This is a genomic window from Sphingomonas sp. CD22 (assembly GCF_034556155.1).
Taxonomy (GTDB): domain Bacteria; phylum Pseudomonadota; class Alphaproteobacteria; order Sphingomonadales; family Sphingomonadaceae; genus Sphingomonas.
Genome location: NZ_JAYDYX010000008.1, coordinates 21,510 through 42,590, shown reverse-complemented (window position 1 = coordinate 42,590; position 21,081 = coordinate 21,510). Strand labels below are relative to the sequence as shown.

Genomic DNA, 21,081 nt, shown 5'->3' with positions numbered 1-21,081 from the left:
CCGAGGCCGGGGTAACGGCCCGGGATCAAGGAAAGGTCAGGGAAAGTCGGGGGTCCGAACGACGACGGATCAGGTGGTGCTGTCCATCACCTCGATCGTCGTGCGATCGTTGGTGTAGACGCAGACCTCGGCGGCGATCGCCATCGCCTTGCGGCAGACGGTCTCGGCATCGGCCTCGTAATCGACCAGCGCGCGCGCCGCGGCGAGTGCGTAATTGCCGCCCGAGCCGATCGCCGCCACGCCGTTTTCGGGTTCGAGCACGTCGCCGTTGCCGGTGAGGATCAGCGTCACGTCCTTGTCGGCGACGATCATCATCGCTTCGAGGTTGCGGAGATATTTGTCGGTGCGCCAGTCCTTGGCCAGTTCGACCGCGGCGCGCATCAATTTGCCCTGATGGCGTTCCAGCTTGGCCTCCAGCCGTTCGAACAGCGTGAAGGCGTCGGCGGTGGCGCCGGCGAAGCCGCCGATCACCTGGCCGTCGGCGCCGAGGCGGCGGACCTTCTTGGCGTTGGGCTTCATCACGGTCTGGCCCATCGAGACCTGGCCGTCGCCGATGACGACGACCTTGCCGTTACGACGGACCGACAGGATGGTGGTGCCATGCCAGACGGGCATGGAATGGGGATCGCTCATGGTGGGCGATGTAGGGTGCCGTTGCGTCGGGGCAACCATGCGATCACTTGGGGTCGCTAAGCCGCGAAGCGCGCCCCACCCCATCGTCATCCCGACTTTCGTCAGGATGACGAAGCGTGCGAGCGGATGCGTCTCCGCACACACTCACCTGTCCACCCCCCGCACCTTCCCCCATGTCCGCGCCGCGGTGTAACCGAGATAACCCGTTCCGAAGAGCGCGTAGAGCGGTTCGGGAATCGCCGACAGATACGCCCCCATCCCCCGCGCCATCGCCGCCGCGACATCGGGACGGACCGCCGCAACGATCCCCATCGGAATCGACCAGAGCAGCAGCGCGTACATCACGTAGAGGAACGCCGGCCGCGCCCGCGTCACCCAGCGATCGGGCGGCGTCGCGGCGGTCATGCGACGCGTCCCGCCAGCCAGCCGTACAGGAACGCCTCGTCGGCGGGGCGGCGCTCGGCGAGCGAGAGATAGCGTTCGCCCTGCAGCGCATCGACCGCCTTGACCAGCACCGCCTCGCCGCCACGGCCGCGATGGGCGAGAAACGCGTCGAGCGCGGCGAGCGTCCGCGCGCCGATCGTCCGATCGAGCGCGAGATCGGGATAGTCGCGCGCATCGCGGTTGAGCGCGTTGAGCGCGCGCTGGAGAAAGCCGATCGCGGTCGCCGTCCCCATATTGACGCCGGTATCGAACAATTCCGCCGCCAGCGCCGGCGCGCGCGTCGCGACCTGATCGAAGCCCGGCGCTTGCCAATAAACCCGCTCGTAGATGTCCGCCGCCACCGCCTGCGGCAGGTCGCGGATCGCGCCCTGATAGCCATTGGCGCGGGCTACGGCGGCGGTGATCCCCCAGCGCGTCGCGCCGCCGCGGTCGGCGGGATGATCGACGTAACCGCCTTCGCGGTCGATCAGCTGGTCGATGAGGGTCCGGATCGTCATAACGCACTCCCTTGCCGTTGCGAGGCAAAGGCGGACCATGGCTTTTCCAAATAGGACAGCGGACTTTGCGAGGCAGCGAAAAGGCGAGCCGCACCAGTGACATGGCCGGGCAGGCCGCGACGGCCGGTCCAACATGCGAATCGGCCCCGGTGGCCCCTTGAGCGGGACCACCGGGGCCGAGATAGGTGTGATTATGCGCTAGATCAGGCCAGGCGCCTCAATACACGCGCTTCTTCGGCTTGATATAATCGATGTCGTCGGTGAGCGTGTAATCGTGCACCGGGCGGTAATCGATCGCGGTGGCGCCGCCGACGCCACCCCAGCCGATGAAGCTGGTGATCGTGTGCTTCATCCACTCGCCGTCGTCGCGATCCGGATAATCCTCGTTGACGTGGGCGCCGCGGGATTCCTTGCGATTCGCCGCCGAATCGATCGTCACGACCGCTTGGGCCGCGAGATTGTCGAGTTCGAGCGTCTCGATGAGGTCGGTGTTCCAGATCAGGCTGCGGTCGTTGACCGACACGTCGGCGATCTGCCCGTAGATGTTCTTCATCAGCGCCTGGCCCTCGGTGAGCAGGGCGTTGTCGCGGAACACCGCGCAATGCTTCTGCATCGTCCGCTGCATCTGGCCGCGGATCTCCGCGGTCGGGATGCTGCCGGTGGCGTTGCGGAACTTGTCGAGCCGCGTCAGCGACAGCTCTTCCGAGCCCTTGGGCAGCGGATTGTGCGTGCCGTTGGGCTTGCAGATGTCGGCGATGCGCTTGCCGGTGGCGCGGCCGAACACGACGAGATCGATCAGCGAGTTCGAACCGAGCCGGTTGGCGCCGTGGACCGAGACGCACGCCGCCTCACCGACCGCGAACAGGCCGGGCACGACGGTGTCGGGATTGCCGTCCTTGAGGTGGACGACCTCGCCGTGGAAGTTGGTCGGGATGCCGCCCATATTGTAATGGACCGTCGGCGTGACGGGCAGCGGCTGGCGGGTCAGGTCGACGCCGGCGAAGATCTTGCCGGTCTCGGTGATGCCGGGCAGCCGCTCGTGCAGCACCGCGGGATCGATGTGATCGAGGTGCAGGAAGATATGGTCGCCGTTCTTGCCGACGCCGCGGCCCTCACGCATCTCCATCGCCATCGAGCGCGACACGACGTCGCGGCTGGCGAGGTCCTTCGCCGACGGCGCGTAGCGCTCCATGAAGCGCTCGCCCTCGGAATTGGTGAGATAGCCGCCCTCGCCGCGCGCACCCTCGGTGATGAGCACGCCCGCGCCGTAGATGCCGGTCGGATGGAACTGGACGAACTCCATGTCCTGCAACGGCAGGCCCGCCCGCAACACCATGCCGCCGCCGTCGCCGGTGCAGGTGTGCGCCGAGGTCGCCGAGAAATAGCAGCGGCCGTAGCCGCCGGTCGCGAGCACCGTATTGTGCGCGCGGAAGCGGTGGATGCTGCCGTCTTCCATGCACAGCGCGACGACGCCGCGGCACTGGCCGTTCTCCATGATGAGATCGAGCGCGAAATATTCGACGTAGAAGTCCGCGTCGTAGCGCAGGCTCTGCTGATAGAGCGTGTGCAGCATCGCATGGCCGGTACGGTCCGCGGCGGCGCAGGTGCGCTGCGCCGGCGGGCCTTCGCCCATGTTCTGCATCATGCCGCCGAACGGGCGCTGATAGATGCGGCCCTCGTCGGTGCGGCTGAACGGCATGCCGGCATGTTCCAGCTCGTAGACCGCGGCGGGTGCCTCGCGGACCATATATTCGATCGCATCCTGGTCGCCGAGCCAGTCGGAACCCTTGACGGTGTCGAACATATGCCAGGTCCAGTGATCCGGACCCATGTTGCCGAGGCTGGCGGCGATGCCGCCCTGCGCCGCGACGGTGTGGCTGCGGGTCGGGAACACCTTGGTGATGCAGGCGGTTTTGAGGCCGTTCTGCGCGCATTCCATCACCGCGCGCAGGCCGGAGCCGCCCGCGCCGACGACGACCGCGTCGTAACTATGGTCGATGATCTTATAGGCGTCCGACATTATGCGGCGGCTCCGAAGGCGACCTTGAGGATCGCGAAAATGGCGGTCGCCGCGGTGGCGACCGTGAAGAAGTTGAGCAGCAGGATCGCGGCGACGCGCTTCTGCTCGTGCTGGTAATCCTCGATCACCACCTGGAGGCCCAGGCGGAAGTGATAGAAGACCGAAACGATCAGCAGCAGCATCGGCACCGCCGCCCAGCTGTTCTGCAGCCAGCTATGCACGCTGGCGTAATCGTAGCCCGGCATGCGCAGGATCGCGAAGACGAACCAGAGCGTCAGGAACAGGTTCGAGCCGGCGGTGACGCGCTGGCGCCACCAATGGTGCGCGCCTTCCTTGGCGCTGCCGAGACCGCGGACGCGGCCGATATGCGTACCCGAACCCATCACTTCATCCCCAGGTAGAGCCAGAAGGCCGCGGTCAGCACGAAGCCGCCGGCGATCACGATCAGGCTGAACATCTTGTTGCGCTTCAGTTCGAACGCCGCGCCCGCATCCATGACGAGGTGGCGGACGCCGTTGAGCGCGTGCGTGAAGAAGGCATAAGTGATGCCGACGAAGACCACCCAGCCGATGACGTTGAGATTGCCGGCATCGGTGGTGAAGACGTTGAGGAACGTCGCATAGGCTTCCGCCCCGGACGCGATCGCGGCGAGCCACCAGACGAGCAGCACGGTGCCGACCGTCGCCATGCCCGAACCGGTGGCGCGGTGGAGGATGGAGACCAGCATATGCGGTCCCCAGCTATAGTGGAGCTTCAGGAAGCCCGAAAAGAGATGCGGGCTGCGCGGACGCGCCGGAGTGCGGGATGCCATGAACGGTCCTCGGGCAAAATCGAATGACTGCCTATTAGGCCTGGCGTGCTGCGATGCAACCCATAGCGGCCGCATCCGCCGCCGTCGCCGAACCCTGCGCGCAGCGGTTTCGCGCCGCTGACCGGCGCACGCCTCTAACCGCACATTAACCAGTGAAGTCTAATTCGGACAATATCGTTCACGCCCCCGCTGATCGCCGGAGACGCTCTTGCCCGACATTGCCCTTCCCAAGCCGGCCAGCATCGCCGCCGCGATCGACCTGCGCAGCCGCATCGTCGCCTTCGACGGCGGCGAGAATACGCTGATCCCGCGCGCGGCGGAATTGTGGACGATCATCGAACCCGACGCGCCGACGATCGTCGAGGCCTATTGGGCGCATTGGCGGCGCGCGCACCCCGGTGCCGCCGAATGGACGCCGCTGGAGAATGAACGCCGCATCGTCGCCGGTATCACCTATCTGCGCAACCGCTGCTGCCACCTCGACGGGCTCGCCTGGGTCGAATCGCTCGAACGCTCGGTCGCCGCCGCTTATGCCGCCGGCGTCTCGACGATGGAGGTGCTGGCGATGTCCTGCGCCAGCGACCGTGCCGCGCTGCGCGCGTTGTTGGCCCGCGTGCCCGCCGACGATTCGCGTCAGGGGGCGTTGGTCGATGCGCTGATGCGGCTGTTCGGCATGGAGACCGAGCTGACCGTCGAACTGTTCGCCGGCTATGCCGAACACGGCGCCCGCATCGCCCGCGAGGGGCTCGCCTCCGAATTCCGCGAGGGCATCGCCACCGCGGTCGAGACCGCCACCGACGAAGGCCGTTCGCTGCGCGACCAGGCGCAGCGCAGCTCGGGATCCGCGCGCGGCATGCTCGGCAAGGCGAGCGAGGTCGCCGCCGCCGCCGAACAATCCGCCGTCGCGATGCGCGAGGCGGCGCAGACCGCCGCCGGCCTGATCCGTGCGATCGAGGATGCCCGCACCGAGGTCGAGGCCGCCGCCGAGATCGCCAGCCGCGCCAGCGTACAGGCGACCAACGCGGTCGGCATGTCGGAGACGTTGAGCGATCACGCCAAGTCGATCGAATCGATCCTCAGCCTGATCCGCGACATCGCCGGGCAGACCAATCTGCTCGCGCTCAACGCGACGATCGAGGCGGCACGCGCTGGCGACGCCGGCCGCGGCTTCGCGGTGGTGGCGCAGGAGGTGAAGAGCCTCGCCAACCAGACCGCGCGCGCCACCGACGACATCGCCGCCAAGATCGCCTCGATCCAGTCGGCGACCCGCTCGACGGTCGAGACCAACGCCAGCATCAAGACGACCGTCGCGGAGGTGCAGGAGAGCGCCGACCGCATCCGCTATGCGATGGAGGCGCAGGCGCAGACCGTCACCGCGATCACCGCCGCGGTCGACGAGACCGCACTCGCCGCCGATTCGATGTCGAGCACGATCGCCGCGATCCGCACCGATACCGAGACGGTGGCGGCGGAGATTGACGATGTCGGCCGCGGCTTCGACCGGCTCGACGGCCAGCTCAACTCGCTCAAGACCAGCGCCGGCGAGTTCGTCGCCAAGGTCGCCGCCTGATATGGTCTCCGCTCCGATCCGCCGGCATCAGATCACGGGCGAGACGCTGCAGGCGCGGCGTAGCATCGTCGAGCATCTCGGCGAATATGACTGGGACGGAACGCTCGCTTCGGCGTGCCGCCAAATTTCGGCGCTGCTGCGGCCCGACGATTACCGCGAGATTTCCAGCCGTTTCTGGGATCATTATCTGTCCCTGCCCGCCGCGCAGCACTTGCGATCGCTGTTCACCCCCGAACGGCTCGACCGGCGGGTGCGCGAGAGCGCGCATTACGCCTTCCTCAAATACAATGCGCCGTTCGACGAGACATGGGGCGAGATCGCCATCACCCATGCCGAACGGTCGGAACAATCGGGCATCCCGCTCCCCAGCCTGCAGGCGGCGCTGGCCCAGTCGCATAGCTTCACCGTGCAGACGATCGAGCGGCATTGCGAGGGCGACACCAAGCGGCTGCTGCGCCTGTGCGATGCGGTGCAGCGCATCGCGCTGGTCGAATCGGATCTGATGACCGGGCGGCTCGCGACGCTGCGCGCCGAGGCGGCGCGGCAGGAACGCCAGACGCGCTCGGCCGCGTTCCGCGAGAGCATCGCCACCTCGATCGAGGGCGCGGCGACGCTCGGCGCACGCATCCGCGTCCAGGCCAGCGCCGCCTCCGCCTCGACGCGCGAGGTGCTCGGCAAGGCGAGCGAGGTCGCCGCCGCCGCCGAGGAATCGGCGGTGGCGATGCGCGAGGCGGCGCAGACCGCCGCCGGGCTGATCCGCGCCATCGAGGATGCCCGGATCGAGGTCGATTCGGCCGCCGGCATCGCGCTGCGCGCCAGCGAACATGCCGGCGAGGCGGTGCGGGCGAGCGGCCTGCTCAGCGACCACGCGCAATCGATCGAATCGATCCTCGGTCTGATCCGCGCGATCGCCGGGCAGACGAATCTGCTCGCGCTCAACGCGACGATCGAGGCGGCGCGTGCGGGCGACGCCGGCCGCGGCTTCGCGGTGGTGGCGCAGGAGGTGAAGAGCCTGGCCAACCAGACCGCGCGCGCCACCGACGACATCGCCGCCAAGATCGCCGCGATCCAGCATGCGACGCGCACGACGGTGGCGACCAACGCCTCGATCAAGGCGACCGTCTCCGAGGTGCAGGAATCCGCCGACCGTATCCGCGACGCGATGGCGGCACAGGCGCACACCGTCACCGCGATCACCGCCGCGGTCGACGAAACCGCGCTCGCCGCCGATTCGATGTCGAGCACGATCGCCGCGATCCGCGCCGACACGCAATCCGTCGCCGGCGAGATCGATTCGCTCGGCGAAGGCTTCGGCGAGGTCGGCGACCGGCTGGGGCAGTTGCAGCAATCCGCGGACAGCTTCTCGGCCAGCGTGGGGTGACCGCGGGGGAGTTGTCCAACGCACCCCCCCGGTTGCCGCCCCCTCCCCCGCCGCCTAAAGCCGCGGCATGGCTATCCTTCTCACCGGATCGAGCCGCGGCATCGGCGCGGCGATCCTCGACATTCTCACCGCCGGCGGCGCCGAGGTGATCGGACACGGCACGCGCAGCGGCATCGCCGCCGACTTCGCCGATCCCGCCGCCCCGCAGGCATTATGGGACGCCGCGCTCGCCCGGGCCGGCACGATCGACGTGCTGATCAACAACGCCGGCGTCTTCGAAGCCAATCCGCTGACCCGCGACCATGACGAATGGGTCGCCGATTGGGAGCGGACGCTGCGCATCAACCTCACCGCTTCAGCCGAACTCTGCCGGCTCGCGGTGCGCCACTGGCAGGAAACGGGCACCGGCGGCCGCATCGTCAACATCGCCAGTCGTGCCGCCTATCGCGGCGACAGTCCGGCGCATTGGCATTATGCCGCCGCCAAGGCGGGCATGGTCGCGATGACCAAGACGATCGCGCGCGGCTATGCGAGGGAGGGCATCCTCGCCTTCGCGATCTGCCCCGGCTTCACGATGACCGGCATGGCCGACGACTATCTCGCCAGCCGCGGCGGCGATAAGCTGCTCGCCGACATCCCGCTCGGCAAGGTCGCCGACCCCGAGGAGGTGGCGGCGGTCGCCCGCTTCTGCGCGCTGGAGGCACCGCCGTCGATGACCGGCGCGGTGCTCGACGTGAACGGGGCGAGCTATGTCCGCTGACGCGACCGGCACGAGCTGGAAGGTCAGCCTGCCCTGCACCCGCGCCGAGGCGGAGGCGATCGACGGCGCGTCGGACCTGACGATCGACGCGGTGCTGATGACCACCGAAGAGGTCGAGGACGATGTCGAGCGCTGGCGGCTCGACGCCTATCTGGAGCAGGAACCCGATGCGGCGACGCTCGCGACGCTGCACGCCTTGGTGCCGAGCGCGAGCGGCCACGACCCGGTGGTCGAGCGCCTCTCCGACCAGGATTGGGTGGCGATGAGCCAGGCCGGGCTGGAGCCGATCCGCGAGGGGCGGTTCGTCGTTCACACCAGCGCGCATCCGGTCGCGCCGCCCGCGGGCGGCCGCGCCTTCCTGATCGAGGCGGGACAGGCGTTCGGGACGGGGCATCACGGCACGACCAGCGGCTGCCTCGCGATGCTCGATGCGCTGGCGAGCGCCGGGCGCGACTTCGCCAAGGTGATCGACGTCGGCACCGGGACCGGGCTGCTCGCCTTCGCGGCGGTGGACCTCTGGCCCGCGGCGACGGTGGTCGCGACCGACATCGATCCGGTCGCGATCGCGGTGACGCGCGAGAATGCCGCGCGCAACGACATCGCGGGCGTCGCGCTGTTCGTCGCCGACGGCGCGCGCCATCCGGACATCGATGCCGCGGCGCCCTATGATCTGGTCATCGCCAACATCCTCGCCGGACCGTTGGTATCGATGGCGCCCGAACTGGCGGCGATCGCCGCGCCCGACGCGGTGATCGTGCTCGCCGGCTTGCTGGAGACGCAGCGCGAGACGGTGGTCGCCGCCTATGCGGCATGCGGCTGCACGCTGGAGACGATCGACCGCCGCGGCGACTGGACGGTGCTGCGACTGCGCGCGGGCGCCGAGCGCTACGTCCCCACCGCCCCGTTCGACCCCAAGGGCCGCGACGGCTGGGCGCTGGATCTGTAGCCTCCCGTTCGTGCCGCGAACGGTTGAGGTCGTGGCTTTACTGGCCGCGATGCGCGCCCCGACCCGTCACCCCCGCGCCTTGCTCCGCGCGTAATGCTGCGTGCCCTGGGTCAGCACGCGGTCACCCGCGACGATCGCCGCGACCGGAATATCCTCCTGCGCCTTCAGCTCTTCGTACAACGGAGCGAAATCCGTCTCGACCGTCACCCGCAACAGCTCCTCGAAGCTCGGGATGACGAAATAATTCTGCTGGAAATCGTCGATGCGATATTCGGTGCGCATGACGCGGGCGATGTCGAAGGCGATGCGGTTGGGGCTCGGATCGTCGAGCGCGAAGCGGCTTTCGGCGAAGCTCGACACGATGCCCGAGCCGTAGATGCGCAGGTCGTCGCCCTCCTGGATCAACCCGAACTCGACCGTGTACCAGTAGAGCCGCCCGAGGTACTTCAGCGCGTCGAGCCCCAGCGCGCGCTGCCCGCCGCGGCCATAGGCTTCGAGGTAATCGGCGAACACCGGATCGGCGAGCATCGGCACGTGGCCGAACACGTCGTGGAAGACGTCGGGCTCCTGCAGATAGTCGAGCTGGTCGGGCCGGCGGATGAAATTGCCCGCGACGAAGCGGCGGTTGGCCATATGGTCGAAGAACACGTCGTCCGGCACCAGCCCCGGCACCGCGACCACCTGCCAGCCGGTCAGCTTCATCAGCCGCTCGGACAATTCGGCGAAATCCGGAATGCCCGGCTTGGACAGCTTGAGCACGTCGAGCCCGCGCAGATAGGCGTCGGAGGCGCGCCCCGGCAGCAGTTGGGATTGGCGCGCGAACAGGGTATCCCAGGTCGCATGCTCCTCCGCGGTATAATGCTCCCAGTCCTGGGCGATCGTCCAGTCGGCGGCGGTGGGGGGCGTTTCGGTCATGTGCGATTCATCGGCCATGGCGTCAGACTAGCATAAGGTTTCGGATGATACGACATCAGGTCCTGGCGATCGCATGGCGCTGGATCGGACGGGCTGCGGCGCTGCTCGCGCTGCTCGCCGGCGGCTATGCGGCGGCGGGGCTGGTCGGCGGGGCGATTCCGGCGCATGCGGGGTGGCGACCGCCGGCGCGGGGCATCCGCGTCTATATCGAGTCGAACGGCATCCACGTCGGGCTGGTGGTGCCGAAAGTGGCGGCGGGCGTCGACTGGCGCGACTGGGCGCCGGGAGCGGACCTCGCCGATCCGCGTTACGGAGGATATGACCATCTTGCAATCGGCTGGGGCGACAAGGCCTTCTACCTCGAAACCGCGACCTGGGCCGACGTCAGGCCACGCACGCTGCTGGCCGCGGCCCGCGGCAGCGACGCGACCTTGATGCACGTCGAGCACGTACCCGCGCCGCGCGGCGGCGACGTGCGCAGCCTATTGCTGCGCCCGGAAGAATATCGCCGCCTTGCCAGCTATATCCGTGCGAGCATCGCACCGCGGCGGACGCGCTATCGCGGCTATGACGCCAACGACGTCTTCTATGCGGCGCGCGGCCATTACAGCGCGGTGCAGACCTGCAACGCCTGGGCGGGCGACGCGCTGCGCCAGGCCGGCATACGGGTCGGACGGTGGACGCCGTTCCCGGTGACGGTGATGGCATGGTTTTAGAGCGGTTGCAGGCGGGGATCGCGCGCTGGCGCGCCGAGCCCCCCGCGCATGCGCGCTTCGGCGCCGATTTCCTCGCGCCGCCACCGCCGCCCAAGGCGCTGGCGGCGAGCGAGGTGCCGCGCGTCGCCTGGATGCTGGCGACGCGCTGGCGCTATGCCGCGGCGCTGGCGGCGGTGCCCGCGGGACGCGGCGGCGCGGTGATGGTGCTGCCCGGGCTGTTCGACGCCGACGGGTCGAGCGTCGTGCTGCGCGATTTCCTCACCCGGCTCGGCTATCGCGCCGAAGGCTGGGGGCTGGGCCGCAATCTCGGCGTCAAGAGCGTCGGCATCGAGGCGGAGCGGCTGCTCGCGCGCGTCGAGGCCTTGTGCGCCGAGGCGGGGCCGGTGACTTTGGTCGGGGTGAGCCTCGGCGGGATCATGGCGCGGCTGGTCGCGCACCGCCGGCCCGAGCTGGTCGCCAAGGTGATCACGGTAAGCTCGCCTTATGCCGGCGGCGGCCGCGCGACCAACGTCTGGCGCGCGTTCGAATGGGCGACCGGCGAGCGCGTCGACGACCCCGCGGTGATCGCGCGCAGCCAGGCGATCGCCGCGCCGCTGCCCGTCCCCTGCACCGCGATCTGGAGCCGCAGCGACGGCTTCGTCAACGGCTTCATCTGCCACGATCCCAGCGCCGAGGCGGTCGAGGTGAGCAGCGGCCATCTCGGCGTCCACATCCATCCCGAGGTGCTGATCGCGATCGCCGGCGCGCTGGCGCAGGATGCGGTGGTGCAGGATAGGTGACGGGGTCGCCGTCGCGAGAGCGAGGGTAGGAGCCCCCCTTCGTCATCCCGAGCCCCCCTTCGTCATCCCGACGAAAGTCGGGACCCACGGATACGGGCGGCCGATGGGTCGCGCCGCCGCCGACGTCCCGCAACCATGGGTCCCGGCGTTCGCCGGGATGACGAAGGGGGGAGGGTATCTGCGCTACCTGATCCGTCCAAGATTATCGGAGCCACCACCCCTCCCCCACGTTCGTCATCCCCGCGCAGGCGCGGATCTATACGCGCGGACCTTCGTGAGACCCACCAGCGCCAGCGTTTATGGATCCCCGCCTCCGCGGGGATGACAGAAAGAGAGCGGACGACGACGCCCCCTCCTCAATACCCCGCGCGATACCCCGAATAGCGGCAGGCATCCTGATCGTCCGGATGCCTGCGGCATTGCTCCGCCGCCTTCTTGCGTTCGCGGCCTTCCTTGGCCTCCTGCTTGCGCATCTTGCGGCCGTAGTTGCGGTCCGCCTCGGACTGGCTGGTGGTGGTCCAGTCCACCGCCTTGCCCGCGACCTGGAACGGTGCCTTGACGATCGACGCCGCGGTGCTGACGCAGCCCCCGGTCGCCAGCGTCAGGGGGAGAAGAACGAGGAACGCGATACGCATGTTACGGATGATCCTTGACCGCACGGCGGGTTTCGACGCCGATTAGCGGATAATCCGTGAAGAATCCGTCGATGCCAAGGCCGAGCGCGCGGCGGATCTCGCCGGCGACGTCGCCGTGCGTCGCGGGATCGTCGCCGCGACGGAAGCGCGCGGGCAGGAAGACGTTTTCCGCCCGATAGGTCCAGGGATGCACCTTGAGCCCGGCGGCATGCGCGTCGGCGACCAGGCTGGTGGGCACGTCGCCCTGCCACAACTGCCCCTTGTCCGGCCCCAGGCCATAGGCATAGGTCGCGATTTGCTTGAGCCCCGCCGGGGTCAGCATCGCCGCATAGCTCGGCGCGGCGCCGTCGGCCGGGCCGCCCTCGCCCGCCATCAGCTGGATCAGCCGCACCTTGGTGATCGTATGCAGGTGCTGGAGGTTCTTGACCTCGAACGACTGGATGAACACCGGCGCGTCCGCACGGTCCCACCCCGCCTGGCGCAGCGCCGCCACCAGCGGCGCGTCGGTCGGGTGGCCGATGCGCGCGAAATAGGTCGGATGCTTGGTCTCGGGATAGATGCCGATCGTCCGCCCCGTCTCCCGCGTCCGCCGCTTGGCGAGGTCGATGATCTCGGCGAGCGTCGGGATGGCGAACTGCCCGTCATAGGCGGCATTGCCGGCGCGCAGCTTGGGCAGCCGTTCGCGCGCGCGCAGCGTCTTCAGCTCGGCGAGCGTGAAATCCTCGACGAACCAGCCGGTGATCGTCTGGCCGTCGATCGTCTTGGTCGTGCGGCGGTCGGCGAATTCGGGATGCGTCGCCACGTCGGTCGTCTCGGCGATCGCATTCTCGTGCCGCGCGACGAGCACGTCGTCCTTGGTCGGCACCAGATCGGGCTCGATGAAGTCCGCGCCCTGCGCGATCGCCAGCTCGTACGACGCCAGCGTATGTTCGGGACGCGAGCCACTCGCGCCGCGATGCGCGATGACGATCGGGGTGGGGAAAGCGGTCGGCATCCGCCGATTCTGCCCGTTCGAGGGGGCCGACGCCAGCAATGTGGCAGTGAGAGCGATTCGCAAACCGGAAACCATCATGATGAAGCGCGTTAGGGGCATAATCCTTCACGGATATGACTCCCCGATTCCTGCGAGGCAGCGCATGCATTTCACGATCAACGGCCAATCCTTCGAGGCCGAACCGGATATCCGTACCTCGCTGCTCGATCTGTGCCGCGAGCACCTCGGCCTGACCGGCAGCAAGAAGGGCTGCGACCACGGCCAGTGCGGCGCCTGCACGATGCTGGTCAACGGCCGCCGCATCAACTCATGCCTCAGCCTCGCGGTGATGCATCAGGACGACGAGATCACGACGATCGAGGGGCTCGGCACGCCCGAGGACCTGCATCCGCTGCAATCGGCGTTCGTCCGGCACGACGGCTATCAATGCGGTTATTGCACGCCGGGGCAGATCTGTTCGGCGGTCGGCATGCTCGACGAGGTCCGCAAGGGCTGGCCGAGCCACGTCACCGGCGATCTCGACACGCCGCGCTTCAACGACGACGAGATTTCGGAGCGGATGAGCGGCAACATCTGCCGCTGCGCCGCCTATCCCAATATCGTCGATGCGATCCGCGAGGTCGCCGAGGCCGACGGGACGGTCGATATCGCCCTTCGCCAGAAGGTGGGAGCCGGCGCATGAAGACCTTCACTTATGCCAAGGCGGACGACGCCGAGACCGCGGTGCGCGACGCGCACGTCTCCGGCGCCAAGTTCATCGCGGGCGGCACCAACCTGCTCGACCTGATGAAATTGCAGGTCGAGACGCCGGAGAAGCTCGTCGACATCAGCCGGCTGCCGCTCGGCGAGATCGAGGAGCGCGAGGACGGCGGGCTGACGATCGGCGCTTTGGTGCCGAACTCCGACCTTGCCGCCGATCCGCGCGTCATCGAGAAGTACGAAGTGCTCAGCCGCGCGCTCCTCGCCGGCGCCTCGGGCCAGTTGCGCAACAAGGCGACGACCGGCGGCAATCTGCTCCAGCGCACGCGCTGCTATTATTTCTACGACACCGCGACGCCGTGCAACAAGCGCGAGCCCGGCACCGGCTGTTCGGCGGTCGGCGGGTTCAACCGCGTGCTCGCGGTGCTCGGCACGTCCGATCATTGCATCGCGACGCATCCCGGCGACATGCCGGTGGCGATGCGCGCACTCGACGCGACGATCATCACGCTCAAGGCGGACGGTGACAAGCGCCGGATCTCGATCCACGATTTCTATCGCCTGCCCGGCGACACGCCGAACATCGAAACCGTGCTAGAATCCGGCGAGCTGATCACCCATGTCGAACTGCCCGCCCCGCCCAAGGGCAAGCAGACCTATCGCAAGGTGCGCGACCGCGCGTCCTACGCCTTCGCGCTCGTCTCGGTGGCCGGCGTGGTCAGCGTCGAGGACGGCAAGATCGCCACGGCGGCGCTCGCCTTCGGCGGCCTCGGCCCGATGCCCTGGCGCAACCCGGCGATGGAAGCCGCCCTGGTCGGCAAGGCGCCGTCCGACGCGGTGTTCAACGAAGCCGCCGACATCCTGCTCGCCGATGCCAAGGGCTATGGCTCGAACGACTTCAAGATCCCGCTGACGCGCCGGGTCCTGATCGCCACGCTGCGCGACCTTACGGGAGAATGAGTATGTTCGGTTTCGGCAAGGGCGACACCAACGCGCTCACGATGAACAAGGCGCACCCCGACAGCCTGCTCGACCGCGGCGTGCAGGACGTGATCGGCAAGCCGCTCGACCGCATCGACGGCCCCAAGAAGGTGTCGGGCAAGGCGACCTATGCGGCGGAATATGCGCTCGACAACGTCGCCTACGGCTATCTGGTGCGCGCCACGGTCGGCGCGGGCAAGATCAAGCATCTCGACGCCGAGGGCGCCAAGGCGATGCCCGGTGTGATCGACGTCATCACCGATTATGCGAGCTTCATCCGCAACCCGCAGCAGGGCGGCGAGACCAGCGCGCCGACGCAGGGCGTCGAGAACGTCGCCTATCACGGCGAGATCATCGCGATCGTCGTCGCCGAAAGCTACGAGGCGGCCCGCGACGCGGCGCTGCGCATCACGGTCGATTATGCCCCCGCCGAGGGCCGCTACAGCTTCCTCGCGCATCGCGAGGAGGCGGAGAAGCCGAGCGCGCAGCAGATCCCGCCGCACCACAAGCAGGGCGACGTCGACAAGGCGATGGGCGAGGCCGCGTTCGGGGTCGACGTCACCTATACGACGCCGAGCCAGAATTCGGCGGCGATGGAGCCCCACGCCAGCCTCGCGGTGTGGGAAGACGGCGCGCTGACGCTGTACGGCTCGTACCAGATGCCCTCGTCGGACAAGCAGCAGCTCGCCAAGGCGCTCGGCGTCTCGGCTGACAAGGTGCGGATCGTCGCCGCTTATGTCGGCGGCGGCTTCGGCTCGAAGCTGGGCATCGCGCCCGAGAGCGTCGCCGCGGCGATCGCCGCCAAGCGCCTCAACCGTCCGGTCAAGGCGGTGATGGCGCGCCAGCAGGTGTTCGACGCGACCGTGCGCCGCTCCAACACCGAACAGCGGATGCGCCTCGGCGCGACCGCCGAGGGCAAGCTGACCGCGATCGGCCACGAAACCCTCGTGTCGAACCTGCCCGGCGAGGATTATTTCGAGCCCGCCGGCGTCTCGACGCACTTCCTCTACGACGGCGAGAACCGGCTGATCACGCACGATATCGTCCGGCTCGACTGGATGCTGGCGGGATCGATGCGCGCGCCCGGCGAGGCGGTCGGCCTGATCGCGCTGGAAGGCGCGATGGACGAACTGGCGGAGAAGATGGGGATCGACCCGATCGAACTGCGCCGCCGCAACGAGCCCGAGCAGGACCCGGAAAAGAAGATCCCGTACTCGTCGCGCGCGTTGATCCCCTGTCTGGAGCGCGGCGCCGAATCGTTCGGCTGGTCGCGGCGCAAGCCCGCCGGCACCGACCGGCGCGGCGACTGGCTGTACGGCATCGGCGTCGCCTCGGCGGCCCGCTCGAACCAGTTGCTCAAATCGGCCGCCAAGGTGTCGATCGACGGCCAGGGCAAGGCGCATGTCGAAACCGACATGACCGATATCGGCACCGGCACCTATACGATCCTCGGCCAGATCGCCGCCGAGATCCTCGGCCTGCCGCTTGAGGACGTCATCGTCCATCTCGGCGACACCGATGCGCCGCCGGGCGCCGGCTCGGGCGGGTCGTGGGGGGCGAGTTCGTCGGGCTCGTCGGTCTATCTCGCCTGCGAGGCGTTGCGCGGCCAGATCGCCAAGGCGATGGGCGTAGACGAGGGCGCGATGACGCTGAAGGACGGCCGCGTGATCGCCGACAATCGCAGCGTGCCGCTCGCCGAACTCGTCGGCGAAGGCATGGAGGCGACCGGCGAAATCTCGCCCGGCAAGCAGGAAAAGACGTTCAACCAGGCGAGCTACGGCGCGCATTTCGCCGAGGTCGCTGTGAACGTCGTCACCGGCGAGGTACGGGTGAAGCGGATGCTCGGCGTGTTCGCCGCGGGGCGCATCCTCAACGAGAAGACGGCGCGCTCGCAATGCCTGGGCGGCATGACCTTCGGCATCGGCTGCGCGCTGACCGAGGAGCTGGTCCACGACCCGCGCAACGGCAAGATCGTCAACCGCGATCTCGGCGAATACCACCTCCCGGTGAACGCCGACGTGCCGCAGCTCGAGGTCGAGTTCCTGTACGAACGCGACATCGAGGCCAATCCGTTGCACGCCAAGGGCCTCGGCGAGGTCGGCATCTGCGGCGCGGCCGGCGCGATCGGCAATGCGCTGTACAACGCCACCGGCGTGCGCGTCCGCGATTTCCCGCTGACGCTCGACAAGCTGCTGGCGGGCCTGCCGGCGGTGTGACGCAGGGTGCGGGACGACCACTCTACCCTCCCCGTCACCCCGGACTAGGTCCGGGGTCCCGCTTCTTCTTTTCCGCCGCAGGAGAAGCGGGACCCCGACTCAAGGCCGGGGTGACGAGTAATGGGACGGCCCATCCCTCCCTTCACCCCGCCTCCCCCGCATCCTACATCACCCGTCCGGGGCTAGAGGATCGACGCGATGAACGAGATGACGATGGATCGCGCCTACCGGCCCGCCGGGCTGGCGCAGGCGCGGCAGGGGGTGCTCGGCGCGCCGGTGCCGCGGATCGAAGGGCCGGTGAAGGTCAGCGGCACCGCCACCTACGCCTATGAAGGCGCGGAGCCCGGCACCGTCTATGCCGCGATCGTCGGCGCACCGCTCGGCAGCGGCCGCATCACCGGCGTCGACACCGCCGCCGCCGAGGCGCTGCCCGGCGTGCTCGCGGTGATCCACGGCGACCCCAGGATGGTGACCGGCGGCAGCAATTCGCAGGCGCAGGCGCACAGCAACACCGATACCATCTTCCATTACGGCCAGCCCGTCGCGATCGTCGTCGCGGAGGACCAGACGATCGCGCGCGACGCCGCGGCGCTGGTCGTCGTCCACGCCGAACCCGGCAGCAACCGCTTCGACCATGATGCCCAGCCCGTCCAGCGCGACCACAATATCGGTTTCCTGAAGCCGGTCGACATCGGCGATCTCGACGCCGCGCTCGCCGCCGCACCGGTGGTGATCGACCGCAGCTATACGACGCCGGTGCATTTCCCCGCCGCGCTCGAACCGCATGCCAGCACCGTCGCCTGGGCGGACGGCAAGCTGCTGGTGCGGACCAGCAACCAGGTGATCGGCGGCGCACGCGGCACGATCGCCAAGGCGCTCGGCCTCGCCAGGGAGGACGTCCGCGTGCTCGCGCCCTATGTCGGCGGCGGCTTCGGCGGCAAGACCGGCGTCGGGCCGGAGGTGATCCTCGCCGCGATCGCCGCCGAAACGGTCGGCCGGCCGGTCAAGATCGCGCTACCGCGCGGGCAGACCGCCTATCTCGTCCACCACCGTTCGGCGACGACGCAGCGCGTGCGCATCGGCGCCACCGAGGACGGCCGCATCACCGCCTTCGCGCATGAGGGCGTCGCGTCGCAGAACGACGATGCCAGCTTCCTCGAACCGATCCCGTTCGGCTCGCTGCCGCTCTATGCCGGGGACGCGCGGCGCTTCCGCACCGATCTGGTCCGCGTCGACCTGCCCGCCACCGGCGCGGTACGCGCGCCGGGCGAGGCGATCGGCACCTTCGCGGTCGAATGCGCGATGGACGAACTCGCCGAACAACTCGGCATCGATCCGGTCGAGCTGCGCCGCCGCAACGAGCCCGCGGTCGATCCGGTCAACGGCAAGCGGTTCTCGACGCGGCGGCTGCTCGATTGCTACGACGAGGGCGCGCGCCGCTTCGGCTGGGCGGAGCGGCGCAGGCGGCGCGAAGGCGACTGGCTGATCGGCCACGGCATGGCGGCGGCGCTGCGCGGCAATTTCACCGTCAAGGCGGAGGCGCGGGTGACGCTCGGCGCCGACGGTCGCGCGACGGTCGCCTGCGACATGACCGATATCGGCACCGGCACCTATACGATCCTCGCGCAGACCGCGGGCGAGATGCTCGGTCTGCCGGTGGCATCGGTCGCGGTGACCATCGGCGACAGCGACCTGCCCGCCAGCGCCGGCTCGGGCGGATCGTTCGGCGCCGGCAGCGCCTGTTCGGCGGCGGTGCTCGCCTGCGAGGACATCATCGCCGCGCTCGCATTGCGCATGAACGCATCCCCTGAGGAACTGACGCTACACGACGGCTGCGTCGTCGCGGGCGGGCGCAGCGTCGCGCTCGCCGACCTGCTCCACGGCGAACCGATCGTCGCCACCGGCAAGACCGGCCCCGGCGCCGAGACGCAGGCGACCAGCCAGGCGAGCCACGGCGCGCATTTCGTCGAGGTCGCGGTGAACGCGATCACCGGCGAGGTCCGCGTGCGGCGGATGCTCGGCGTGTTCGACGTCGGCCGCGTGCTCAACGCGAAGACCGCGGCGAACCAGCTCATCGGCGGCATGGTCTGGGGCCTGTCCTACGCGCTCGGCGAGGAAGCGGTGGTCGACACGCGCAACGGCCATTTCGTCAATCCCGACTTCGGCGAATATCACGTCGCGGTGAACGCCGACGTGCCGCGGATCGAGGTGCATTTCATCGAGGAGGTCGACGACAGCGCCAACCCGGTCGGCGCCAAGGGGGTCGGCGAGCTCGGCATCTCCGGCGCGGGCGCGGCGGTGGCGAACGCGATCCACGACGCCTGCGGTGTCCGCGTGCGCGACTTCCCGGCGACGCTGGATAAATTGCTGGCAGGATTGCCGGACGTATAATTCCTCCCCGGCACGGGGAGGGGGACCGCGCCCGAAAGGGCGTGGTGGAGGGGGCTCTCCACCTGCGGCATCGCCCGTGGAAGCCCCCCTCCACCAGCCTGCGGCTGGTCCCCCTCCCCGTGCCGGGGAGGATTTCAAGGATAAGATCATGGCCGAAAACGATTCCGTCCTCACCGCCGCCCGCCATTGGCGGGACGAACCCCTCGCCCTCGCCACGGTGGTCTCCACCTGGGGCAGCGCGCCGCGACCCAAGGGCAGCCACATGCTCGTCCACGCCGACGGCCGCTTCGAGGGCTCCGTCTCCGGCGGCTGCGTCGAGAGCGACATCCTGCAGACCGCCGCCGAGGTGATCGCCGGCGCGCCCTTCCAGCTCAAGCGCTACGGCGTCGCCGACGATGCGGCATGGGAGGTCGGCCTGCCCTGCGGCGGCGAGATCGCGGTGATGGTGCAGCCGGTGTCTGCGACGGGCTTCGACCCCGAATTGTTCGACCGCATCGCCGAGGCGCGCGAGCGCGGCGAGGCGCTCACCGTCACCACCGATCTCGCCACCGGCCACAGCGACCTCAAGCCGTTGGAAACCGGAGAGGTCTTCGCCAACCGCTACGATCCGGCGCGGCGGCTGCTGATCGTCGGCGCGGTGCAGATCGCGCAGGCGCTCGCCGAACTGGCGCGCACGCTCGGCATCGCGACGACGGTGATCGACCCGCGCGCGCGCTTTCTCACCGAAGAGCGCTTCCCCGGCGTGACGCTCGACGACCGCTGGCCCGACGAGGCGATCGAGGCGCTGAAGCCCGGCCCCGCCACCGCGGTCGTTACGCTCAGCCACGACATCAAGATCGACGATCCCGCGCTGATCGCCGCACTCGCCAGCAACGCGCCCTATGTCGGCGCGCTCGGCAGCCGGCGCAGCCATGCTGCGCGGCGCGAACGACTCGCCGCGGCGGGTCTGAGCGCGGAGCAGATCGACCGGATCGACGCCCCCGTCGGCATCGACATCGGTGCGATCGGCCCGTCCGAGATCGCGCTGTCGATCGCCGCGGCGATGGTGGGGGCGTTCCATGATCGCGGTTGAGGATTGCGTCCTGGTGCTACTCGCCGCGGGGCGGTCGCGACGGATGGGTGATATCGGCAGCAAGCTCGACGCGCCCTTCCTCGGCCGGCCGCTCGGGCTGCATGTCGCCGTCGCGCTGGAAGACATGCCGTTCCGCGAACGCGTCGCCGTCGTCGGCCGCGCCGAATGCGATTATGCCGCGCATGGCTTCACGACGGTGCAGAACGACGATCCCGCGATGGGGATGAGCCGCTCGCTCGCGCTCGGCGTCGAACGCGCCCGCGCGCGCGGGGTCAAGGCGGTGGTGGTGGCGCTCGCCGACATGCCGCGCGTGACCGCGACGCACATCTACCAATTGCTCGACGCCGCCGACGACGAAAATGCCATCGTCGCCTCCAGCGACGGCCACGCGCCCAAGCCCCCCGCGGTGTTCGGCGCAGGCCGGTTCGATGCCCTTGTGGCGCTGGAGGGCGATGCCGGCGCGCGGGCGATGGTCCGCGCGGGGAAGCACGTCGTCACGACCCCGGCGGAACTGATCGACGTCGACACGCCCGAGGAACTGGAGCGCTTGCGCGAACTGGTCCACGCACCGGAAGCCCATACCCGCCGCGGGCGGCCATCGTTCGGCTGACGATAAAAATT

General features: G+C 69.0%; 21 protein-coding genes. 12 read left to right on the top strand and 9 right to left on the bottom strand.

Annotated elements, in window-relative coordinates; genetic code table 11:
* Nucleotides 1-69: 69 nt before the first annotated feature.
* The 6 genes from hslV to sdhC form a co-directional block, all read right to left on the bottom strand.
* Complete coding sequence (hslV, locus tag SFC76_RS15525; protein ID WP_322850318.1) at nt 70-615, bottom strand: ATP-dependent protease subunit HslV; 546 nt, start codon at nt 613-615, stop codon at nt 70-72.
* Between the two features lie 162 nt (nt 616-777).
* A complete protein-coding gene (locus tag SFC76_RS15520; protein WP_038662994.1) occupies nt 778-1,038 on the bottom strand; it encodes a 3TM-type holin in 261 nt (86 codons plus the stop codon).
* The gene (locus SFC76_RS15515; RefSeq protein WP_322850317.1) at nt 1,035-1,574 is read right to left on the bottom strand and encodes a glycoside hydrolase family 108 protein; all 540 of its coding nucleotides are present in this window, start codon (nt 1,572-1,574) and stop codon (nt 1,035-1,037) included. The genes SFC76_RS15520 and SFC76_RS15515 overlap by 4 nt, the downstream gene beginning before the upstream one ends.
* Before the next feature lie 217 nt (nt 1,575-1,791).
* On the bottom strand, nt 1,792-3,594 hold the full coding sequence (gene sdhA / locus SFC76_RS15510) for a succinate dehydrogenase flavoprotein subunit (RefSeq protein ID WP_322850316.1): 1,803 nt from the start codon (nt 3,592-3,594) through the stop codon (nt 1,792-1,794).
* Nucleotides 3,594-3,977 carry a succinate dehydrogenase, hydrophobic membrane anchor protein gene (gene sdhD / locus SFC76_RS15505; RefSeq protein ID WP_322850315.1) on the bottom strand — a complete coding sequence of 128 codons (384 nt, stop codon included), beginning with the start codon at nt 3,975-3,977 and terminating at the stop codon, nt 3,594-3,596. Before sdhD ends, sdhA begins: the two co-directional genes overlap by 1 nt.
* Entirely contained in the window at nt 3,977-4,405 is a 429-nt protein-coding gene (sdhC, locus tag SFC76_RS15500) for a succinate dehydrogenase, cytochrome b556 subunit (RefSeq protein ID WP_322850314.1), read from the bottom strand. The genes sdhD and sdhC overlap by 1 nt, the downstream gene beginning before the upstream one ends.
* A gap of 208 nt (nt 4,406-4,613) precedes the next feature.
* On the opposite strand from sdhC, the gene SFC76_RS15495 reads away from it, so the two are divergent.
* The 4 genes from SFC76_RS15495 (at nt 4,614) to SFC76_RS15480 (ending at nt 9,062) form a co-directional block, all read left to right on the top strand.
* The gene (locus tag SFC76_RS15495) at nt 4,614-5,975 is read left to right on the top strand and encodes a methyl-accepting chemotaxis protein (RefSeq protein ID WP_322850313.1); all 1,362 of its coding nucleotides are present in this window, start codon (nt 4,614-4,616) and stop codon (nt 5,973-5,975) included.
* A 1-nt stretch (nt 5,976) separates the two neighbouring features.
* Nucleotides 5,977-7,356, top strand: coding sequence for a methyl-accepting chemotaxis protein (locus tag SFC76_RS15490; RefSeq protein WP_322850312.1), 1,380 nt, complete (start codon nt 5,977-5,979; stop codon nt 7,354-7,356).
* 67 nt (nt 7,357-7,423) lie between these two features.
* On the top strand, nt 7,424-8,116 hold the full coding sequence (locus SFC76_RS15485; RefSeq protein ID WP_322850311.1) for an SDR family oxidoreductase: 693 nt from the start codon (nt 7,424-7,426) through the stop codon (nt 8,114-8,116).
* Nucleotides 8,106-9,062, top strand: coding sequence for a 50S ribosomal protein L11 methyltransferase (locus SFC76_RS15480; protein WP_322850310.1), 957 nt, complete (start codon nt 8,106-8,108; stop codon nt 9,060-9,062). Before SFC76_RS15485 ends, SFC76_RS15480 begins: the two co-directional genes overlap by 11 nt.
* A 66-nt stretch (nt 9,063-9,128) precedes the next feature.
* Here the strand turns inward: SFC76_RS15480 and phhA are convergent, their stop codons facing one another.
* A complete protein-coding gene (gene phhA, locus SFC76_RS15475) occupies nt 9,129-9,977 on the bottom strand; it encodes a phenylalanine 4-monooxygenase (protein WP_416222432.1) in 849 nt (282 codons plus the stop codon).
* A gap of 44 nt (nt 9,978-10,021) precedes the next feature.
* Here phhA and SFC76_RS15470 point away from each other — a divergent pair, with 44 nt between their 5' ends.
* Nucleotides 10,022-10,693: a TIGR02117 family protein gene (locus SFC76_RS15470; RefSeq protein WP_322850308.1), complete on the top strand. Its 672-nt coding sequence runs from the start codon at nt 10,022-10,024 to the stop codon at nt 10,691-10,693.
* Nucleotides 10,684-11,472, top strand: a complete 789-nt coding sequence (locus tag SFC76_RS15465) for an alpha/beta hydrolase (protein WP_322850307.1) — start codon at nt 10,684-10,686, stop codon at nt 11,470-11,472. The genes SFC76_RS15470 and SFC76_RS15465 overlap by 10 nt, the downstream gene beginning before the upstream one ends.
* Before the next feature lie 356 nt (nt 11,473-11,828).
* Here the strand turns inward: SFC76_RS15465 and SFC76_RS15460 are convergent, their stop codons facing one another.
* Entirely contained in the window at nt 11,829-12,107 is a 279-nt protein-coding gene (locus tag SFC76_RS15460; RefSeq protein ID WP_322850306.1) for a hypothetical protein, read from the bottom strand.
* A gap of 1 nt (nt 12,108) precedes the next feature.
* Complete coding sequence (locus SFC76_RS15455) at nt 12,109-13,101, bottom strand: glycerophosphodiester phosphodiesterase (protein ID WP_322850305.1); 993 nt, start codon at nt 13,099-13,101, stop codon at nt 12,109-12,111.
* A gap of 142 nt (nt 13,102-13,243) precedes the next feature.
* On the opposite strand from SFC76_RS15455, the gene SFC76_RS15450 reads away from it, so the two are divergent.
* From SFC76_RS15450 to SFC76_RS15425, 6 genes are all read left to right on the top strand, one after another.
* Nucleotides 13,244-13,783, top strand: a complete 540-nt coding sequence (locus SFC76_RS15450) for a 2Fe-2S iron-sulfur cluster-binding protein (RefSeq protein ID WP_322850304.1) — start codon at nt 13,244-13,246, stop codon at nt 13,781-13,783.
* A complete protein-coding gene (locus SFC76_RS15445) occupies nt 13,780-14,760 on the top strand; it encodes an FAD binding domain-containing protein (RefSeq protein ID WP_322850303.1) in 981 nt (326 codons plus the stop codon). The genes SFC76_RS15450 and SFC76_RS15445 overlap by 4 nt, the downstream gene beginning before the upstream one ends.
* A 2-nt stretch (nt 14,761-14,762) precedes the next feature.
* Nucleotides 14,763-16,997: a xanthine dehydrogenase family protein molybdopterin-binding subunit gene (locus SFC76_RS15440; RefSeq protein WP_322850460.1), complete on the top strand. Its 2,235-nt coding sequence runs from the start codon at nt 14,763-14,765 to the stop codon at nt 16,995-16,997.
* Nucleotides 16,998-17,195: 198 nt separating this feature from the next.
* Entirely contained in the window at nt 17,196-19,388 is a 2,193-nt protein-coding gene (locus tag SFC76_RS15435) for a xanthine dehydrogenase family protein molybdopterin-binding subunit (RefSeq protein WP_322850302.1), read from the top strand.
* Between the two features lie 148 nt (nt 19,389-19,536).
* Nucleotides 19,537-20,460: an XdhC family protein gene (locus tag SFC76_RS15430; protein ID WP_322850301.1), complete on the top strand. Its 924-nt coding sequence runs from the start codon at nt 19,537-19,539 to the stop codon at nt 20,458-20,460.
* A complete protein-coding gene (locus SFC76_RS15425; protein WP_322850300.1) occupies nt 20,447-21,070 on the top strand; it encodes a nucleotidyltransferase family protein in 624 nt (207 codons plus the stop codon). The genes SFC76_RS15430 and SFC76_RS15425 overlap by 14 nt, the downstream gene beginning before the upstream one ends.
* Nucleotides 21,071-21,081: the final 11 nt, after the last annotated feature.

What these genes read in the sequence shown, in the direction of transcription:
- SFC76_RS15485 (WP_322850311.1), top strand. Translation starts at nt 7,424, where the DNA reads ATGGCTATCCTTCTCACCGGATCGAGCCGCGGCATCGGCGCGGCGATC.
- SFC76_RS15440 (WP_322850460.1), top strand. Translation starts at nt 14,763, where the DNA reads ATGTTCGGTTTCGGCAAGGGCGACACCAACGCGCTCACGATGAACAAG.
- SFC76_RS15435 (WP_322850302.1), top strand. Translation starts at nt 17,196, where the DNA reads ATGAACGAGATGACGATGGATCGCGCCTACCGGCCCGCCGGGCTGGCG.
- phhA (WP_416222432.1), bottom strand. Translation starts at nt 9,977, where the DNA reads ATGACCGAAACGCCCCCCACCGCCGCCGACTGGACGATCGCCCAGGAC.
- SFC76_RS15460 (WP_322850306.1), bottom strand. Translation starts at nt 12,107, where the DNA reads ATGCGTATCGCGTTCCTCGTTCTTCTCCCCCTGACGCTGGCGACCGGG.
- SFC76_RS15450 (WP_322850304.1), top strand. Translation starts at nt 13,244, where the DNA reads ATGCATTTCACGATCAACGGCCAATCCTTCGAGGCCGAACCGGATATC.
- sdhD (WP_322850315.1), bottom strand. Translation starts at nt 3,977, where the DNA reads ATGGGTTCGGGTACGCATATCGGCCGCGTCCGCGGTCTCGGCAGCGCC.
- sdhC (WP_322850314.1), bottom strand. Translation starts at nt 4,405, where the DNA reads ATGGCATCCCGCACTCCGGCGCGTCCGCGCAGCCCGCATCTCTTTTCG.
- SFC76_RS15520 (WP_038662994.1), bottom strand. Translation starts at nt 1,038, where the DNA reads ATGACCGCCGCGACGCCGCCCGATCGCTGGGTGACGCGGGCGCGGCCG.
- SFC76_RS15515 (WP_322850317.1), bottom strand. Translation starts at nt 1,574, where the DNA reads ATGACGATCCGGACCCTCATCGACCAGCTGATCGACCGCGAAGGCGGT.
- sdhA (WP_322850316.1), bottom strand. Translation starts at nt 3,594, where the DNA reads ATGTCGGACGCCTATAAGATCATCGACCATAGTTACGACGCGGTCGTC.
- hslV (WP_322850318.1), bottom strand. Translation starts at nt 615, where the DNA reads ATGCCCGTCTGGCATGGCACCACCATCCTGTCGGTCCGTCGTAACGGC.
- SFC76_RS15480 (WP_322850310.1), top strand. Translation starts at nt 8,106, where the DNA reads ATGTCCGCTGACGCGACCGGCACGAGCTGGAAGGTCAGCCTGCCCTGC.
- SFC76_RS15425 (WP_322850300.1), top strand. Translation starts at nt 20,447, where the DNA reads ATGATCGCGGTTGAGGATTGCGTCCTGGTGCTACTCGCCGCGGGGCGG.
- SFC76_RS15445 (WP_322850303.1), top strand. Translation starts at nt 13,780, where the DNA reads ATGAAGACCTTCACTTATGCCAAGGCGGACGACGCCGAGACCGCGGTG.
- SFC76_RS15470 (WP_322850308.1), top strand. Translation starts at nt 10,022, where the DNA reads ATGATACGACATCAGGTCCTGGCGATCGCATGGCGCTGGATCGGACGG.
- SFC76_RS15490 (WP_322850312.1), top strand. Translation starts at nt 5,977, where the DNA reads ATGGTCTCCGCTCCGATCCGCCGGCATCAGATCACGGGCGAGACGCTG.
- SFC76_RS15430 (WP_322850301.1), top strand. Translation starts at nt 19,537, where the DNA reads ATGGCCGAAAACGATTCCGTCCTCACCGCCGCCCGCCATTGGCGGGAC.
- SFC76_RS15455 (WP_322850305.1), bottom strand. Translation starts at nt 13,101, where the DNA reads ATGCCGACCGCTTTCCCCACCCCGATCGTCATCGCGCATCGCGGCGCG.
- SFC76_RS15465 (WP_322850307.1), top strand. Translation starts at nt 10,684, where the DNA reads ATGGTTTTAGAGCGGTTGCAGGCGGGGATCGCGCGCTGGCGCGCCGAG.